Annotated in this window: 16 protein-coding genes; 10 read left to right on the forward strand and 6 right to left on the reverse strand. The window is 60.6% G+C overall.

Going from position 1 to position 18040, the window contains the following annotated elements; all coding sequences use genetic code 11:
- Positions 1 to 286: 286 nt before the first annotated feature.
- On the reverse strand, positions 287 to 1138 hold the full coding sequence (locus NL528_RS03445; RefSeq protein ID WP_309181321.1) for a DUF3050 domain-containing protein: 852 nt from the start codon (positions 1136 to 1138) through the stop codon (positions 287 to 289).
- Positions 1139 to 1726: 588 nt separating this feature from the next.
- On the opposite strand from NL528_RS03445, the gene NL528_RS03450 reads away from it, so the two are divergent.
- The 3 genes from NL528_RS03450 (at position 1727) to NL528_RS03460 (ending at position 5180) form a co-directional block, all read left to right on the forward strand.
- On the forward strand, positions 1727 to 2689 hold the full coding sequence (locus NL528_RS03450) for a helix-turn-helix domain-containing protein (protein WP_309181322.1): 963 nt from the start codon (positions 1727 to 1729) through the stop codon (positions 2687 to 2689).
- A gap of 794 nt (positions 2690 to 3483) precedes the next feature.
- The gene (locus tag NL528_RS03455; protein ID WP_309181323.1) at positions 3484 to 3786 is read left to right on the forward strand and encodes a hypothetical protein; all 303 of its coding nucleotides are present in this window, start codon (positions 3484 to 3486) and stop codon (positions 3784 to 3786) included.
- Between the two features lie 677 nt (positions 3787 to 4463).
- The gene (locus NL528_RS03460; RefSeq protein WP_309181324.1) at positions 4464 to 5180 is read left to right on the forward strand and encodes a DUF1614 domain-containing protein; all 717 of its coding nucleotides are present in this window, start codon (positions 4464 to 4466) and stop codon (positions 5178 to 5180) included.
- A 362-nt stretch (positions 5181 to 5542) separates the two neighbouring features.
- Here NL528_RS03460 and NL528_RS03465 read toward each other — a convergent pair whose 3' ends face one another.
- A complete protein-coding gene (locus NL528_RS03465) occupies positions 5543 to 6094 on the reverse strand; it encodes a MarR family transcriptional regulator (RefSeq protein WP_309185330.1) in 552 nt (183 codons plus the stop codon).
- Between the two features lie 15 nt (positions 6095 to 6109).
- Here NL528_RS03465 and NL528_RS03470 point away from each other — a divergent pair, with 15 nt between their 5' ends.
- Complete coding sequence (locus NL528_RS03470; protein ID WP_309181325.1) at positions 6110 to 6454, forward strand: hypothetical protein; 345 nt, start codon at positions 6110 to 6112, stop codon at positions 6452 to 6454.
- Between the two features lie 189 nt (positions 6455 to 6643).
- A complete protein-coding gene (locus NL528_RS03475; protein ID WP_309181326.1) occupies positions 6644 to 8485 on the forward strand; it encodes a tannase/feruloyl esterase family alpha/beta hydrolase in 1842 nt (613 codons plus the stop codon).
- Positions 8486 to 8621: 136 nt separating this feature from the next.
- Here NL528_RS03475 and NL528_RS03480 read toward each other — a convergent pair whose 3' ends face one another.
- On the reverse strand, positions 8622 to 8981 hold the full coding sequence (locus NL528_RS03480) for a hypothetical protein (protein WP_309181327.1): 360 nt from the start codon (positions 8979 to 8981) through the stop codon (positions 8622 to 8624).
- A gap of 387 nt (positions 8982 to 9368) precedes the next feature.
- Complete coding sequence (locus NL528_RS03485) at positions 9369 to 9812, reverse strand: hypothetical protein (RefSeq protein ID WP_309181328.1); 444 nt, start codon at positions 9810 to 9812, stop codon at positions 9369 to 9371.
- 1238 nt (positions 9813 to 11050) lie between these two features.
- Between NL528_RS03485 and NL528_RS03490 the strand changes: the two genes are divergently transcribed.
- The 3 genes from NL528_RS03490 (at position 11051) to NL528_RS03500 (ending at position 13271) form a co-directional block, all read left to right on the forward strand.
- Complete coding sequence (locus tag NL528_RS03490) at positions 11051 to 11770, forward strand: LysM peptidoglycan-binding domain-containing protein (protein ID WP_309181329.1); 720 nt, start codon at positions 11051 to 11053, stop codon at positions 11768 to 11770.
- 200 nt (positions 11771 to 11970) lie between these two features.
- Positions 11971 to 12309 (forward strand): monooxygenase, encoded by a 339-nt coding sequence (locus NL528_RS03495; protein ID WP_309181330.1) that lies wholly within the window; start codon positions 11971 to 11973, stop codon positions 12307 to 12309.
- A gap of 119 nt (positions 12310 to 12428) precedes the next feature.
- Positions 12429 to 13271, forward strand: a complete 843-nt coding sequence (locus NL528_RS03500; RefSeq protein WP_309181331.1) for an amidohydrolase family protein — start codon at positions 12429 to 12431, stop codon at positions 13269 to 13271.
- A gap of 54 nt (positions 13272 to 13325) precedes the next feature.
- Here the strand turns inward: NL528_RS03500 and NL528_RS03505 are convergent, their stop codons facing one another.
- The gene (locus NL528_RS03505; protein WP_309181332.1) at positions 13326 to 14288 is read right to left on the reverse strand and encodes a tripartite tricarboxylate transporter substrate binding protein; all 963 of its coding nucleotides are present in this window, start codon (positions 14286 to 14288) and stop codon (positions 13326 to 13328) included.
- Between the two features lie 112 nt (positions 14289 to 14400).
- Between NL528_RS03505 and NL528_RS03510 the strand changes: the two genes are divergently transcribed.
- Complete coding sequence (locus NL528_RS03510) at positions 14401 to 15588, forward strand: acyl-CoA dehydrogenase family protein (protein WP_309181333.1); 1188 nt, start codon at positions 14401 to 14403, stop codon at positions 15586 to 15588.
- Positions 15589 to 15597: 9 nt separating this feature from the next.
- Here the strand turns inward: NL528_RS03510 and NL528_RS03515 are convergent, their stop codons facing one another.
- Positions 15598 to 16353, reverse strand: a complete 756-nt coding sequence (locus NL528_RS03515; RefSeq protein WP_309181334.1) for an SDR family oxidoreductase — start codon at positions 16351 to 16353, stop codon at positions 15598 to 15600.
- Positions 16354 to 16562: 209 nt separating this feature from the next.
- Between NL528_RS03515 and NL528_RS03520 the strand changes: the two genes are divergently transcribed.
- Entirely contained in the window at positions 16563 to 17870 is a 1308-nt protein-coding gene (locus tag NL528_RS03520; RefSeq protein ID WP_309181335.1) for an MFS transporter, read from the forward strand.
- The last annotated feature ends 170 nt before the right edge of the window (positions 17871 to 18040 follow it).

The raw sequence follows: 18040 nt of genomic DNA on the forward strand, positions 1-18040 counted from the left end.
CGACAATCTCCGCGACGCTCTGATTCGATCGGGAAATAGCTACCTTGAGTTACACGCGCGATCGAGCGTCGACGGCCGCTTCGCGCCAAGAGCGGTCGTTCCATAAATATTATGCGAACGCGCACTGCGTTGGACTGGAGCGCGTCGTCGCCGCGAGTTTGATGCATCATTGCAACTGCGACGCAACGGACGCCGGAAGACAACGGGACAATGCCCGGGCGACCGCTACTTTCGCCGCAAGACACGGGCCCGCCGCCTAGAAGCGGCGGGTCTGTGTCTTGCCTTGTCAGTGCGCTCGTCCCGAGATCGCCCGGACTTCGCCCATCTGCCGCCCGCCAGCTTGGATAAGGGGCGTAGCCTTCTTCGTGCGCATGTCACGAAGTATGCTTAATGTGCCATCCCAAAGCTCGATCCGAGCCTTGATGCTGTTGCACGCTGCGTGCAGCGCCCGCTCGTCCTTCTGCGGCGAATCCGCAACCAATCCATCGAGCAGCTCCCGCCCCATTGGCCCGTGACTGTCACCATCGAGCTCAATGTGCCGCTCGATATAGTAGACAAAATGCCGCAAGGGATCGTTGGACTTCCTTGCACCAGGAAGGATCTTTCGCAGCCTGCTGAACATCTCCGGGATGATGTCCTCACGGCCGTAGAAGAACGCTGCCAACACTTCTTCCGTCGTTCCTGATTGGGCCAGCATCATCGTATGCGCGACAAAAGCTTGCACATGTGGCGGCACTTCGGTCTGCACCATAGCCGCTTCGATCGATGTACCGGCCCTTGCCAGTGAACGGAACGTGTCGAATTGGTGTGTGCTGGCGCCGACGTCCTCCATGGCGCGCAGGTATAAATCGAGGTGGCTGACATAAGAGCCGTCCGGATCGACATCCGTTTCCTCGCCGATAACGATGTCGTTGATCAGGCGCGCAGCTTTTGCGTTTCCTGCCGGGAACCACGGCACGTTTGTACACGTCAAGTCTTGCTGCAACCGCTTCAGGAGCGACATGAAATCCCAGACGGCGAAGACATGATCTTGCATGAACCGCCTCAGATCCTCGACAGAAGCGACTTCCGCGTAAACGGGATGATCCAGCAACTGCGAGCGAAGATTGGAGAGGCAGTAACGGTTCTGTTTCTGCATGTTAACCTCTATTTCAGTGTGTTTGACCTTAGCTCCGGGTGGAAGTGTGAGCCCGGCTTCGGCGACCTATTCCGTTTGATTGGTGATGCAAGTGTTAGTGCGCGTCCATACCCATCAAAGGGCGTCGCAGGCACAAATTCCGGCGATCACTCATCAATGAGATGCAGAATTGCCGCGGCGACACGAGTTGCAGGGTTGAACGTCACAGATCACCGCGGCCTCCCAAAAAGAAACCGCCGCATTCATCACGCGCTAGTGAAGGATTTAGACGAGTTGGTATCGTCTCGATCATGCTGTCTTATGTTCCATCTGCTTTCACGGCATCAACCGCAACACGGCTTGCAGTTTTCATCGGAGCTGCGGGGTGGAGGGTAAACAGGGTTCGCTCGCCCCGACATAATTTGATAAGACGTGATCTCGGCTGTCCTCATTTTGGCCAATGAACCTCCGAGACTTTGCTCACCTCAGCGGAGGAGCAGGCAGCTGCCCGTTTGAGAGAAGCGCAGTCGCCAACCTGCACTCCGTGTGGCGCCCACCGTTCCTATCGGCAGCCACGAGCCGGGTGTTGTTTGAGAAGTGGAGGCTCCCATGATCCCTGCTCCACCACATTTGCATTTCGAGGCGTGGAAAGAGCAGATCCGAAAGATGGGCGGGCGGTTCGACCCGCAGGTGGTCGACCCCAAAGCGTTTGCCGGCTGGGTGCGTCCCATTAGTGCCTACGGGCTCATTGCGGCTGAGGTCGGTTGCAATGCCTATGTGGTCGAGCGCACGCACCGGGATGTTCGCGTCGATGGCGCAGACCACTATGTCGTGCTCTTTCAACTCGCGGGCCGCTCAGCAATGACCCACAACGAAGATGCCGTGCGCTTCGGTGTCGGCGATGTTGTACTCGTGGATGTGGGTCGGCCGACCACATTTTTTGCCGGCAACGCGGGCGAGTCCTGGAATACCATGGCTCTTCTTTTGCCGCGCCAGGCCCTGGTATCGCATCTCGGATTCGAGCCGCGGGGTGGGCTCTACCGGCGCAACGGAAAGGTTGTCGGCCGCCTTCTCCTTGATTTGATCCGCAATGCCGGGGAAGAAGAAGTACCCCCCTCGCGTACTGAATGCTACATGCGGCTCGCGGTCCATGATCTTGTGGGCGCCCTTTTTGCGCCGAGTGATCCGGCGCCAGCGCGTCACTCGGACAAGCTGTTCATGCGCGTGCGTGGCGTCATCAAGGACGGCTTCGTCGATCCCGATCTCGATCCTTCCGAGGTGGCGACAAGAACGGGGATTTCATTGCGTTATCTCCAGAAACTGTTTACGGAGCGCGGCTCTACGTGCAGTGAATTCATCTATTCATTCCGTCTAGATTACGCCGCGCATCTTCTACAGCGCCAATCCGCCCTTGGCGCAAATCAGGCGCTCAGGGAGATTGCGTACGCATCGGGTTTTCACGATTACAGCCATTTCGCGAGAAGATTTCGTCAGCGTTTTGGTCACGCGCCAGGCGCACACTTTGCAGGCGAAAGCTGCGACCGTGATGGTGCATTGAATGCCTGTGGGTAGGAACGTCGTCATTGGCTCATCACGCTCCAAACCCCCTTGCGATCTAAGTTCGCCCCCATCGCGACGCCGGCCACCACGTTCGCGACGCCGTAGTGGGCGCCCGGGCGAATAGTCAATATCGGGCGGGATTGGCGACTATCAGCCCAAGCCAGAGCCGGCGCTGCCGTTGTACAGCCACTGTCGGGTCTCTTCGTCGGTCCATCCGGGAACCGCGAATCGCGGCGCAGGAGCGGTAACACGTTGGACCGGGCGTAAGTGACCCTCGCGCGGTTGGAAGCGATGCACCGGCGCGGCGTTGGCAGAAGCACACAAAGTGATCAAAAGGCCTACGGCCAGAACCGCTCGCATCGTATTTGCTCAGGTATCACCGATAATCACGCCGATATGTGCGCACGCGCGGCCACCTCCCCAAGCTGAAACGACTTCACGATAAGTCGAATACCTTCGATACCGGGCTCCTGTGCCCCTCAAAACGCACGGATTAAAATTCAATTTAATGGTGTCGGCGGATTGCGAACCTACATCAGCTTCACGCACATCGAGCAACGAATAGCGCAGAACATGAACGTCCACGCTCAAACAAAAAACCGACGCGATGACTTAATACCCGTGATTGTGGCTGTAATCGTCGCAGTCGCGGGTACGGCTGGTATCCTCAACGACTTGCGCCCAGGCAACGATTCGCAGGATAGCGACAAAGCGAGGATGATCACTTCCGCGGCGGTGTCGAGGGTCGGCGCAATCGAAATCCCTTCAGAGCCGCCCGCCGGCCGGCGCCAACGAGGAGTCTCGGCATGAAAAAGCTTTCCGTTCTTGGCATCGCCCTTTGCGTTGGCCTTTCAACCACCGCGGCGTTTGCCCGCGGCGGCATGGGAGGAGCGCACGGCATGGGAGGAGCACACGGCATGGGATCGTCTCATATGTCCATGATGGGCGGCGCCTTCGGCACCACCGCTGCCGCGCCCGGCACCAACTCGTCGGGCACAGCGCTTTCCTCGGATGGCGGGGGCCGCCCCCTGCTTGATATCAAGCCCGCTATCGACCCTGAAGACGCGAATATCGACAAAATGATAAATTCGATCTGCCGGGGATGTTGATGCTTCTGGGCTGGGGCGTTGCCACTGACCTTAAGGAACCTCAAATTGATTGAAGCAGTCGCGGCATTTCTAGCCCTGTTTAGCGCTGGTATCTTTGTAGCTCACGCGGTCGACGCTTACACCCAAGTGGCGAAGGTCAATGAAGCGGTGTGCAATCGAGAAAATCGCCAGTGCAGCTAAAGCCTCGGCTCCGTCACCTTGACCGTATGCCGATTGACCGCGCAGCGGCGACGCCGGCCACCACGTTCGCCACGTCGTCATGAGCGCCCGGGCTATGGTCGATCGTTTCCTTGCCACCGCGTGACGTACGCCGCTCCAGCGAAGCGAGTTTGATTTACCAACCGCGTCCGGCAGCAAAATGGTTTTCGACTTGAGCGTGGGTAGCAGGTCTACATAGAGCCGCGACCGGCGCAAACGAGGTCGAAAACCGGCGCGGTTTGAATGACGGCCGCGAGAATGGTGCGCGTTAGTGCACGTGCCTGGGCCCTGGGTGTTGCCCGCGATCAATCCCAACGCAAAATATTGTGAGGCGACAGAGCGCGCGGCGATCCTACCTAAGCAATGGCCCTACAGCGTCATTGCCCGGTCACCCACCTTGCCCCCGTGCTGGCTTGGTGTGATGTTGTAGCGGCCACCTAGCGCCGTCTCTGCCCGAACCAAACCAAGCCGTCGATCTCATGGATGATCCCCAGGTTCACTATTTGCCGCTAACTCCGGGATTTTTTTCGATCCTGGTTTTTTTGGCATTGGCGCTGGTCATCCTGATCCAACTCCGTATCCTTAGATATGCCTATATGCGGCTCGGGGTAGGTCCGGGGGTCGCACTCCTTCTCCTATTCGGCTCATTGATCGGAAGCTACTTCAATCTTCCGATCACCGTGCTGCCCGGTCCGCCGGTCAGATCGGGGCAAATCGTCGACTTCTTCGGCATGCGCTATGTGGTGCCATTCGTGGTTTCGCCCAGCACCATTTTGGCTGTGAATGTCGGCGGTGCGGTGATTCCGACATTGATGTCCGCCTATCTCGTGCTTCGCTATCAACTCTGGCCCAGGGCAGCGATCGCTGTCGCCGTAATCGCCTTCATTGTTCATTCCACGGCGACGCCAGTAGCCGGTATTGGCATTGCCGTGCCGGTCTTTGTGCCGGTCGTGGCCACGGCGATCCTTGCCCTCGTCCTCTCCCGCGAATATGCAGCGCCGCTGGCTTATATAGGCGGATCCATGGGAACGCTGATCGGCGCCGATATTTTCAATCTCGACAAGATCGGCAGCCTTGGCGCGCCGATCGCTTCCATCGGTGGCGCAGGGACGTTTGACGGCATATTCCTGACCGGCATTTTGGCGGTGCTGCTCGCAGGCCTTGCCTCGCCATCGCGGCTGCGGCCGGCGTCGTAGGCGAACGGGGCGTGAAAATGGCAGCTCAACGCAGACACAGGCGCGTTGCTCGATGCCCGCTGTATTGGCGAGCCTTGGCCGCGCCGCGCGCACTGGCGACGGCCGCTGCTCCAACGGTTGCGAACTCTGACTACCCATGAACGGCCGCTTCGCGCCATGAGCAGCCATCGCGATTGTCTTTCCGCATCGCTGAGCCGCATCGTATGTAACTTCCGAAAGTGCATACGAAAGTTCGATTCCCTTCGCCCGCTCCAGCTATTTCTCCGCAATAATGGGGCAGCGTCGCTCAGAATCGCGCCTTCGGGAAAGCTGATCGCTTGGCGGCGTTTTGGGCTCGGCTGTCGCCTCAGAGCAGATCACAACTAATCATTCAAGAAGATCGACAGCGCCTGCTGCAATTGCCGATAGGCGCGTGCTCCGACTTTCTTGGCCAGATCGGCTTCGGCTTCGGCGACGCCCGACTGGAGTCGGGCAAGCAAATTCGTGCCCGCGTCCGTCAGGTGCAACACGTAGTAGCGTCGGTTGATCGCGGAGGCGGTGCGCCCCACCAGGCCGCGCTGCTCGAGGTGGTCCACCAGTCTCCCCAAACCCGCGCGTTCGATGGACAGGACCTGCGCGATGGCGAGCTGATTGACCCCGGGATTGGCATCGATGACGCATAGAACGGAGTATTGCGCAGGGCTGATGTCAAGCGCGGCCAATTTTCGGCTGACCTGCTTGAAGACCCACAATTGAGCCCGGCGGATTCGATAACCGAGCGACTGCGACAAGCTACCCAAGGCGACCGGCTTCACGCGCAACGGCTTTCGCGGCTGCGGCGTTCGAAGCTTCGGTCTTGAAGGCTTCGCTTTGATGCCAACCCGGCGCGGCCGCTTGGCAGTCCGCGCCCGGGCGGGCGGGTTTTCCGGCTCCATCGTCAAACGACCTTCATGCAAGTCTGCCTCACCGAGCCGAAGGCCCGAGATTCGTTTCAGTCTATCGCAGCCCCCTCCGATCGAAAAGCGAATGCGGCGTCGGGGTTTACGGTTGCCGGGATCGAGCCTCCGTCTCACGGGGCACTGCAAGACTTCGTTCGCGGCGCGCCCCAACCGTCCAATAATCAGGCGCCGATGTTGACAAGGCTACATGGCATTCGCTACGTTGATAGCCAGCAGGTCAATGACCGCGAAGCGCTGCCGCCCCAAAAGAGCAGCTCGATGGGAGAGAACGTCCATGCCCTCCACGATCAGTGGGCGCTGCCCCGTGCAACATTTCGCGGCATTGTCGCGAAATGACCTCGATCGCGCGCGCCCCTCCACCACAATGCAGGAATCGAATTCCGCGCGACGTTGCAAGGCCGCGCGTCGAGGCCCTCAACCTGCGATGACATTTTCATTGATCCCGCCGACCGTCTTGCGAAAGGCGACTGCGGCATCGAGTGGTTACCGGTTCTGATCAAGCATAACGAAGTGAGGGAGGTGTCTATGAAGCGACTACTCTTGGCATCGACAATTGCAGCAAGCTGGGCGTCGCTCGGCGTGGCCGGCGCGCTACCGGCATCGGGTGTAGCCCCGCGCGCGTCCTGCGCGGGTCTTACGGGACTCACGCTGCCGAACGCCCAGATCCTGAGCGCGACCCAAAAGTCGGGTTATTGCAACGTCATCGGCATCATCAACAAGCGGACCAGCACGCAGGATCCCGATCATTTCACCTACGGTATCGGCTTTGCACTCAACCTTCCCAACACCTGGCATGGGCGTTTCGAGATGATGGGCGGCGGCGGCACCGACGGCAGCCTGCGCAGTGATCCAATGGGCGCCGCGGGCGTCGAACTCGCCCAGGGCTGGGCCGTAGCAGCCGATGACGGCGGCCACGAAGACAGCCCGGACAGCCTGCTCGGTTCATATCAGGACGACGACGCCAATGCCGGAGGCTCGGCACATTTCGCAATCGACGCGCAGGCCCGCAGCGACTACGGCTACAACGGCATTGAAAAGACGGCGACGATTTCGAAGCAGATCATCGCCCAGTATTATGGCCTCGAGGCGGGTTTCTCCTACATCATGGGCTGCTCGAACGGCGGTCGCGATGCCATGGTCGCCTCGCAGAAATTCCCATTTCTGTTCGACGGCGTCATTTCACAGAACCCCGGCTTCAACCTGCCGCAAGCAGGCCTGGCTGAGGCCTGGAACGAGCAGGTGCTCGGTACTCTGGCAACCAGCAAGGACGCCGACGGGCAACCCTTTATTCCCGATACCTTTCCGCCCCAGGACCTCCAGGTCGCCTCCGCCGCTATCCTGAGTGCTTGCGATGCGCTGGACGGGTTGGTGGACGGCATCATCGACAACTACCATGCCTGCACCAACAAGAGGGTGTTCCCGGCGCTGGCAAACTACACCTGCGGGATTGGACCGCATGGCAGCACGCCCCATGGTGGCACCTGCCTGACCTCGGCCCAGGTCGGCGCGCTGAAGAAGATCTACGCCGGACCGGTCAACTCGGATGGCGAACGGCTCTACTCAAACTGGTTTTGGGATGCCGGAATTTGGACGCCACCCACCGCCGGCGGTGCGGGCTGGGGCGCCTGGAATGTCGTCACGGCACCTGTCCCGGGTGTGAACACGGCGATCAATCTCACGCTGGGGGCGGGAGCATTGCCGATGATCTTCCAGACGCCTCCTGTTGTGACGCCGGTCGGAGGACCTGCCGGGCAGGAAGCCTATGTGTTCCACTTCAATTTCGATACCGACGCGCCGAACATCTTCACCGAGACCAAGGCCTACCCCGAAAGCTCGATGGACTTCATGGCCGCGGTGTCGACCGATCTCAGCCCATTCAAGCGCCATGGCGGCAAGCTGATCATTTCCTCCTCTGTGAATGACGGCATCTTCTCGGGATCTGCCATCGCTCGCTGGTATCGGAAAATGAACCGGCGCATGAATGGCGACGCCAGCGATTTCGCCAGGCTCTTCATGGTGCCCAATATGGCTCACTGCGGCGGCGGCGCAGCCACCGACAGCTTTGCCGAGAACGAACTCAACGCCATCACGGCCTGGGTCGAAAATGGCGTCGCGCCCAAGCGCATCGTGGCGGCTAACAGGAACACCAGCTCGCCGTACCCACCTGGCGGACTGTTTGATCCGCAGGTCGCAAGGAATTTTCCGACCGGAGGAACCCGTCCGCTGTGTCCCTACCCGCAAATTGCGGCCTATCAGGGCGCCGGGCTGACGAATGACGCCGCAAACTTTGCCTGCATCGATCCCCAAATCAAGCCGGACGGGGATGATAACGACGACGAACACCATCGCGGGCCGGAAGGGCGTTAGGCGTTCTCTCAGCCAACCGGAACGACTTTGGCCAAATGCTGCGTGCAGCTCCGCTGCGCGCAGCATCGCCTTTTGCATAAGCCGCCGTTGCCGGCAAACGGATGCACGCGCGCGCGGTCTTTAAGCAATAGCTTGATCAGCCGCAATTCCAGCTCGGCCCGATCGGCGTCCGAGTCCAGCAAGGGCCAAAGCTGCCGCCATTGTAGCGACCGCCGTAAAAGCCAGGCCGGCCGAAATAGTGCCAGTCGCCATCGTACCCGTAATAACTTGGGACTGGATCGATATACCAAGGGCGCCGGTTGTGGCGCGCCATGCGCGAAACCGAAGCTCTCTGGGCGTAAGCTGGAAGGCTGTTATTCGGTGGTTGATGATATCCCGGCAGGAAGCCGTAGCCGTGCCAGCGTGGCGCCGGCCGGTCATGAGCCGGCGCAGCCGGCGCGACGACCGGCAGCAGTGATAGGACGATAGCAATCGACAAAAACACGAAGCGCGACATAAGCACACCATAGACGGCCGGCTGTTGGGAGGCGATTCAAATCTAAGTGCACAGTCCAGCCCAACTGCTTCCGGATCGCTTGCGAAACGACCGTTTTGCGCCGGAAGCAGCCCAAAACACACTCGCAGCCTCCGGGTAACCCCTTGCCTCAAATCAGGGTCGTCCGGTGCGTGGTCGCAGCCATCCCATGATCACGTCATGCGGCGTTCGGCGGCTGCGCGGCAGGCTGTGTCGTTGGATCGCGGCTTTTGCAAAAGCCAGTGCCTGCTGGCCGGATCGTCGTTTCTCGCGCGCAAGTGCCATCCACTCGCGAATAATGGCACGTCGTGCCTTCGGCCTGGCCATCTGGATTCCCTTTCGAGGCTATTCCGATCATCGAACGGCGCGCTACGCCGCCTTTTGGACCGGATAGTCCTGCGATCGTCGCGCCAAAAGCGCGCAACCGCATTCATGCACGGCGCCGCGCACGATCACGAAGCCGCGTTTCGCCACAGAGGCGCGAAGGCTTTCGTTCGCCGTTGGTTTCTGTGCGTCAACCCAAACAACCAGCACAGCGCGAGGGCTGAGGAAATTCATCAACCAGTCCATCGTCGTCTCGAGCGAGCGAAGCGTGCGTCGCCGCCAATCCACAAGCGCAACGTCGTACTGACCGGTTGGACGGCCGCAATTGCCCGCCGCAGCCGCCAGCAAATATCCACGCCGGTGCAACTCCAGCATCAATTCCATGCTCTTCGAGCCGGCTACCACGACGCGCTGGCGCGTCGAGCAACCCGCGAGCGCGATCATCGGATCAATAATTCTGTCGCCAGTGGTGACCTGAGGGGAAGACATAACTCACCTGCTTTCGTTCGTTCTCGCCCGTCAGGCGCGGACCGGGGCCTTGTGGAGATCGAATCGTTTGCGAAGCGGCAAGGCTTCCGTGCTGTCGATTACTCCGTTTCGCAGGTCTGCAGACGGCGTGTCATGCGAGATGGCTTGACTCACATGGGCTAATATCTTCCGGGCGAGATTTGATTTCGAGAGCGCTGCAACCCCGGTTTTATATGAGCCGCATAAGGTCGCCATGAGCATAGCCTTCGCCACAGCCACTCCCTGCTTCGGAGGGATATCTGCGACCGGGCGGCACTATTCCGCTTTTAGAAAAGGACAAGGTGAATCCCCTCGAATTCAAACACTCTCGCGGTCATCTTGCAGGCAAGCATTCATCGACCGTGGGGCGTGTCTCCGACGAACGGCCCGGCGTCCCGATTGCGCATTTGACGTATTCGCGTCGTCCTGCGCGTGGGATTTCCGGCAATTCGCCCATGAGGCATTTCGCGCTGCTTGGAGGCCAAGATGCCGATCTATTGTGCATATATCGTTGGGCTACACGACCGAACCATTGGCGTGGTTCAGCTGGATTGTGTTGATGATGAGTCCGCCATCAAATCCGCCAGGCGGCTCGTCGACAGCCACGACGTGGAGCTTTGGCAGACGGATAGGCCTGTAGCCAGGTTCGACGCCCGGTCCAAACAGATGTGCAAAAAATAGCGGCGGACGACGAACTCACAAGCGTGGCGATGCTGCGCTCGCCGCACGGGATATCGACTTGGGCAGTGCGGAAGCGCCCTTAGCCGCGATCGTCCTTTTCGCAGTTCGGCGGCGATTTCCCGCTGGCTGGCCGCTTTGCGCCACAGGCAGACGTCAAGCTTCTGCACAGATCGCGAGGGCTCACACGGCCTATCCGCGTTTCTCCACGATGTGCATTGGTCAGCAAAACTGACCGATAGAATATCCGGTTAGTCGGACTTGATGAGTGGAAAAAATCAGCGCAGGGTCAGCTGGTGATGATCTGGCTGAGGATCGCGTAAAATATGACTGCCACATCGATGAGCCGAATAGTCGTGCCGTCTCTCGCGCTTGTTGCAGCATGTGGTGCAGCCCTTGTCTTCGGCATCACGGAGATACGGCGCGAGCCACCGCTTGAAACGAGCGCCGCAACCGCGGCGCCAACGGTTTCGTCACCTGGATCGAGCGCTCGAGATGAGAGCTCGGCGGCGCTCGCAACAGCGCAAGCTGACGCAAACGCCATGGGAGCTGAACTTGCCGTTTCGCCACCTCCGCCGGTCACCGACGGATCTGTGCCCGTCTTCGACATTGCCCGCATTGAGCGAACGGGCGACGCAGTCATCGCTGGCAGGGCAGCGCCAGGAGCGATTGTGGAACTGTTGCGAAACGGCGAGCGCCTTGATGGAGCGACCGCAGATCAATCTGGACAATTCGTTATGATCCCTCCCCGCCTGCCTCTTGGGGAATACAAGCTGACGTTGAGGTCCAGATCGCCCGACGGCGCCATGGCAACATCCAAACAAGGCGTGGTGGTCGCGTTAGCCGAGACAGAGTCCAGTTCCGGCGTGAACCGATCGCGCGCTGAAGTGCCGTTGAATGTTCCAGAGACGGCGGCGACCAATCGATTATCACTGGATCGCGCCACCAGGTCGTCTCAAGCGCGCCTGCTCTCGCCACCTCCTCTGCATATTGCGAAGCGGCAGGACGTTGCTGTTTCAGAGCTGCCGCGCGCAACTGCTGCCGCCCGTCTGTCAGATGGAGGTTCATCGTCCCCCGTGGTCGAGCCCAAGATGACGACCACGGTCGTATCTCGTGGCGACAGCCTGTGGCGCATCAGCCGTGTCACCTACGGCGTGGGTACGCGATACGCGGTCGTTTACAAAGCAAACCGAGACCGGATTCGAGATCCAAATCGTATATATCCCGGCCAGATCTTTGTCCTTCCCTTGAAAGCGCGCTGAAACGCGGCAACCCGGTGTCGCAACGCGGGCCCACCGCCCTAACGGTGTACGCAAAGGCCGGTTCTGGCACTCCGCACTCATCGCGACTACGGCGAACGTCCACTTTGCGCCAGAGCGGTCATCGCCGCGAGGTCGGCTTTTTGACCGTGTCCCCGAATTAACGCATGATCTCATTGCCGACTTAACGCGAGGAACCATCCATGCCCAATTGCATCGTTGTCGTTCAGTTCGATTTACCAAAGCGCACGGAGGAGCAGGCGGTGAAAGGAGGCACTTCGACCGCGCCGATCTATCGCGGCCTCGCCAGGAGAGGTTTGATCCGAAAGGACTACCTGAATGGTGAAAGCGGCACCGGCGGCGTTTATCTCTGGGACAGCCGTGAATCGGCGCAAGCATGGTTCACAGAGGAGCGCGTGGTGGAATTGACTGAGCGATTTGGGGTCCGGCCTCGCCTTACCTGGTACGACACACACGTGACGGTCGACAATTTGAAGGGCGAGACCCGCGTCAATGGCAACGCGATTGAGGTAGTGGCCTGACCAACCTGATCGCGGCGCGGCCAACGCGCGGCGTGATACAATCGGTTTGAAGCCGCCGAACGGCGGAGCTTTGAACCTGCCGCAATGTCCGAAAGCCTGAGACATAAGGAACTGCTCCGATGCCGATTATCGATTCCCAGGTCCACGCCTATGAGGCCAACACGCCGAAGCGGCCCTGGCACAGCGTGCCGAACTGGCCCGATCACGTCACGGGCGACGAGATGGTGGCGGCGATGGACAACGTCGGCGTCGACGGCGCGATCTTCATCTCCGCCTTCTCCATGTACCAATACGACGCCAGCTACGCCGTCGAAGTGCAACGAGCCCATCCCGGCCGGTTCGGTATCGTCAAGCCGGTCGACCCGGACGATCCTGATGTGGCCGATGTCGTTGCCGAATGGAAGAAAACGCCGGGCACGGTCGGAATCCGCATCATGATGACGAAGGAGGCGAAGCGCGATCCGAACCATCCGAGCCTCGACCGGATCGCACGCGCAGCCGTTCGCCACGACTTTCCGGTCAACATGTTGTGCTGGGGCAATCTGGAAGCGGGCGCTTCGATCATCGATCGCCATCCCGATACGCAATTCATCCTCGACCATCTCTGCATCCTGCAACCGCGCACACCTCCCGCGCCGCCCGAGCCTTGGGCCGACCTTCCGAAGGTGCTGGAACTCGCGAGGCGCCCGAACGCCGTGATCAAGGTCAGCGGCGCCTGCACGCTGTCTCAGGCGCCGTATCCGTATCCAGACATTTGGGATCCGCTTGCTCGGATATTCGATGCATGGGGTTTCGATCGCTGCCTGTGGGGCACGGACTGGACGCGCGCTTTCGCAGTCGTCAGCTACGAGCAGGCCGTTGAACCGTTCCGCAAGACTGACCGCCTGAGCGACACCGAGCGCGCAATGCTGATGGGCGGAGCCTGCGCCAAGGCTTATGGCTGGTCGCCGAAGAAAGGCTAGTGCCGGCCGATGGAGGGCGCCTGCGCCATGCCGGATGCAGGCACCGCCACGGCGCTAGTCGATCGAAATATTCGCCTCGTGCGCGACCTTGATCCAGCGCTCGGTTTCCAGACGCATCATGTCTCCGAATTGCCGCGGCGTCATGGCTTCGGCTTCGGCGCCCTCATTGCTGAGAAACGTGCCGAATTCAGGTGAGGTCAGCATCTTGCCGATCTCCGCGTTGAGCGCGTTGACGACATCTCCGGACATCCCGGCCGGGCCGGCAATGCCCCACCAGGACCCCAGATCGACGCCTGATAGCCCCGACTCCTCGAGCGTCGGCACATCGGGGAGCAGCGCCGTTCGCCTGGCGCTTGTCACCGCAAGGGCTTTGGCCTGGCCGCTTCGGACGAGCTCCAGCGCCTGCGGAAGGCTCGATACAAAGATGTCGACATGGCCGCCGACGAGATCGTTGAGCGCCGGCGCGCCGCCCTTGTAGGGAACGTGCGTGAACCTGACGTTCGCCGAAAGCGCGATGAGCTCGGTCGAAATCTGATTGATGCTGCCGAGACCGGCCGACGCGAAGGTGATCTGGCCCGGTTTGCTCCTGGCCAGAGCGAACAATTCCCTGGCCGATTGCACCGGGAGCTTGTTCGATGCCGTGATCAGCAGCGGCCCGCGGGCAATGAAGGCCACCGGCGTAAAATCCTTGACCGTGTCGAACGGCATGGTCTTCCTGATCGCCGGGCTGATCGAAAACGTCGGCGACACCAGCAAGAGCGTGTAACCGTCCGGCGGCGCCGCGGCGACGGCAGAGGTGCCGATCAGGCCGCCCGCGCCGGCGCGGTTTTCGACCACCACCGGCTGCCCCCACGCCTCGGTCAGCTTCTTGCCGATGGCGCGGCCGACCAGGTCGTTCGAGCCCCCTGCCGCAAATGGAATAATCAGCGTGATCTGCCTGGACGGATAGGTTTGCGCGCGCGCGGCCGGGCTTGTGAATACAAGCGCTGCGGCAAGCAAAGCTGCACTCCTGATCATGACAGGTTTTTCCCGGCGCATGATGTTATGGCAACCGCGTACCGAAAATGACCTATAATCGTCGTATCCGCGACAGGCATTTTCGAGTCATAGCCATTTTCAGGGACAGGCAATGGACTTCCAACTCACCGGACAGCAACGGCGGATGGTCGAAGCGGTGCGTGACCTCGCTCAGGGAGAGTTCAAGGCAAACGCGCAAAAGTACATGGATGGTACCTTTCCCTGGGAAAACATGAAGAAGCTCGCCGATATCGGCGTGCTCGGCATGTCGGTCCCCGAGGAATATGGCGGCCTTGGCTTGGCGGTATTTGATACGGCGCTGGTGCTCGAGGAGATTGCGAAGACCTGTTACGTTACCGCAATGGCCACCCTCGGTGAGGCCGGGGTTCAGACCCGGGTGATCGCGACCTACGCTCCAAACGCTATTCGCGAGCGAATCCTGCCGAAGGTGGTCTCCGGCGACTGCATATTGGCCGTCTGCATGACCGAGCCGCATGCCGGCACCGATGTCGCGAACTACCGGACCAACGCCGTCATCAGGGGTGACCGCGTCATTCTCAACGGGACAAAGACGCTGATCAGCCGGGCCAGGGAAGCCGGCATGTTCGTGATCTTCACGCGGATCGACGGCAAGCCCGGCCGCGAGGGTATCGGCTGCGTTCTGCTGGAGCCCGACACGCCGGGTTTCGAGGTGACCGGGACCTACCATACGATGGGCGGCGAAAACCTCCACGAGATCCAGTTCAACAATTGCGAATTGCCGCTGGAGAATCTCGTGGTTCGCGATGACGGCTTTCGAAAGCTGCTGAACGCCTTCAACACGCAGCGCTGCCTCAATCCGAGCATATCGCTTGGGTTGGCCGAAGGGGCTTTTGATGAAGCCCGCAACTATGTCAGGGACCGAACGGTGTTCGGAAAGGCGATCGGGGACTATCAGGGCGTGCGGTGGAAGCTGGCAGAGATGTACCGCGAGATCGAGACGGCCCGCAGCATCCTCTATCGCGCCTGTATCACCGCCAATCCGTTTCCCGATGCTTTCCTGGCGGCGGTGGCCAAGATCACCTGCAACGAAATGTCCAACCGGGTCACCAGCGAGGCGATCCGGTTGCACGGCGGATTCGGTTTCACCGACGAATATCCGGTATCGCGGCTCTATCGCGGCGCGCGCTACGGCACGCTCGGCGGCGGCACCTCCGAGACGCTGCGCGACCTGATCGGCAGGCGGATCATGGATGCGACGGAGACCGGCGCCGAACTGCTGGCCTATGACATGATGACCGGCGCCGATCTTGCGGTGTGAGGTTACGGATCAGGCAACCGCCCGTGAGCGGCGGAGCCATTCGTCCAAACCGATGCGGCCGAGGCGCGCTTCACCCAACGGCACCAGCGACCGCTCCTCGACGCGGCTGCCGAAATAGCGGGCCTCGGGGTCACGCACCACCTCGCGCGGGTCGCCGACCGCCTTCAGATAGCGGGCAACAATTTCGTTGAATGGGGCGCGTTCCGGGCCGGCAATCTCGACGATGCCGTTTCGCGGCGCCGCGAGCGCGACCTCGGCGACGACAGGCGCGACGTCATCCGCCGCGATCGGCTGGAACAGGCCGGGCGAAAGCCTGACCGTGTTTCCATCCGCACTTGAAGCGGCGATGCCGCCGAGGAATTCCAGGAATTGGGTGGCGCGGATAATGGTGTAGGGGATGCCGGAGGCCTCGATCAGTTTCTCTTGCGCGACCTTGGCGCGGAAATAGCTATTGTCGGGCGACCGGTCGGTTCCGACGATCGATAGCGCGACGTGGTGCTGGACGCCGGCAGCGGTCTCCGCCGCGAGAAGGTTGCGCCCGGAAGCCTCGAAAAACTCCAGCACCGCCCTGTCTTCGAATGAGGGCGAATTGCTGAGGTCGATCACCACCCGCGCGCCGGCCATGGCGGCTTTGAGCCCCTCGCCGGTGATGGTGTTGACGCCGCTTTTGGGCGAGGCGGCGATCACCTCGTGGCCGCCCTGGCGCAGAATGGCGACGGTCTTCGAGCCGATCAGGCCAGTGCCGCCGATCACGACGATCTTCATGGTTGAACTCCCTTTCGATGCTGGAGATCCCCAGACAACTGGAAATCCTCAAATGGGTTCGAAAAGGGGTTCGATTAATTTCGGCACTCTGTTGTGACAGCAACGCTGTCGCATGTATTGCATCGCAGCTAACCTTTTCGGCGTGGTACCGTCAGAAAAACACTTCGGCACAAGCTCGGCTGGCCACGAATTCCTCGGGGGAGGGAACAATGGACCGTACGCTCGAACGATCGACCATGCGCAAAGTGTATCTGCGGCTGCTGCCGTTTGCCGTCTTGTCGTATGTGCTTGCCTATATCGATCGGATCAATGTGAGCTTCGCGGGCCTCACCATGCGCGGCGACATCGGCATGTCAGCCGGCACCTTCGGGTTTGCCGTCGGCATGTTCTACTGGGGCTATTTCATCTTCGAGGTCCCGAGCAACGTGATCCTGGAAAAGATCGGCGCCAGAATATGGATCGCCCGGATCATGATCACCTGGGGGATACTTGCGGGCTGCACCGCCGCCGTTACGAATTCGACAAGCTTCGCGATCGTGCGCTTCCTGTTGGGCGTCGCCGAGGCCGGTTTCTTTCCTGGCATCATCCTTTACTTCACCTACTGGTTCCCGAGCCATCATCACGCCCGCATCGTGTCAGGCTTTCTGGTAGGTCTGCCGGTCGCGGTGGCGATCGGCGCGCCGATATCGACCGGGCTTCTCGGCCTCGATGGCTTGTTCGGTCTGCGGGGCTGGCAGGTCATGTATATCGCTGAAGCGATCCCGACCGCTGTGATCGGGGTGCTGACATTTTTCGTGCTCACGGATCGCCCCGAGCAGGCAAAATTCCTGACCGTGGAAGAACGCAACTGGCTCGTCAGCAGGATCGCCGCCGAACGCCGCGCCACCGAGGCGGTGCGCAAATTCACGCTGTGGCAGGCTCTCTATAATCCCAAGGTGCTGCTGCTGGCGTTGAACTATGTCGGCATCGTCACTGCCAGCCTGGGCATGCTTATTTTCATTCCGCAAATGATCAAGTCGCTGGGTAACTACAGCAACATGACGGTCGGCTGGCTCACCATGATCCCTTATATTTGCGGCGGTATCGCCATGGTGGTGTGGGGGCGCATTTCCGATCGCATGAACGAGCGGCGCTGGAATCTGTTCATCGGTTGCGTGTTCTCGACCGTAGGGCTGGTCATCGCCGGCATGACGATGGGGACCTGGTGGGCGCTCGTCGGAATGTCGATCGCCGCGATGGGCTTTTATGGCTCCAAGGGCCCGTTCTTCGCCATGCCGCCCATGTTCCTCAGTGGCCCCGGACTTGCGGCAGGCATTGCCTGGATCAACTCGATCGGCAATCTCGGAGGCTTCTTCGGGCCCTGGTATGTCGGCCTCATGAAAGATATGACCGGCAGCTACGCGGGTGGACTCTATGGACTCGCCTTGCTCGGCCTCATCGCCGCGATCGTTTGCGCGCTGTTTCTGCACATTCCAAATCGCTTGCCGGCGTCGACGATGGTCGCGCCAGCCGAATGACCTTGATCACGCGCCATGACTGCTCGCATTCCGCACTCAAGTCGGAGATCGCGCAAGCACCGGGAACGCACCCCTCCCTGTCTGTATGCCCTGTCTGTATGCTCTTGAAGGTATATCCATCGCGCCTCAACTGGCGTTGGCGGCGACCGCGGACGTAGTTCGCGGTCGCG

The sequence above is a fragment of the Bradyrhizobium sp. Ash2021 genome, assembly GCF_031202265.1.
Taxonomy (GTDB): Bacteria; Pseudomonadota; Alphaproteobacteria; order Rhizobiales; family Xanthobacteraceae; genus Bradyrhizobium.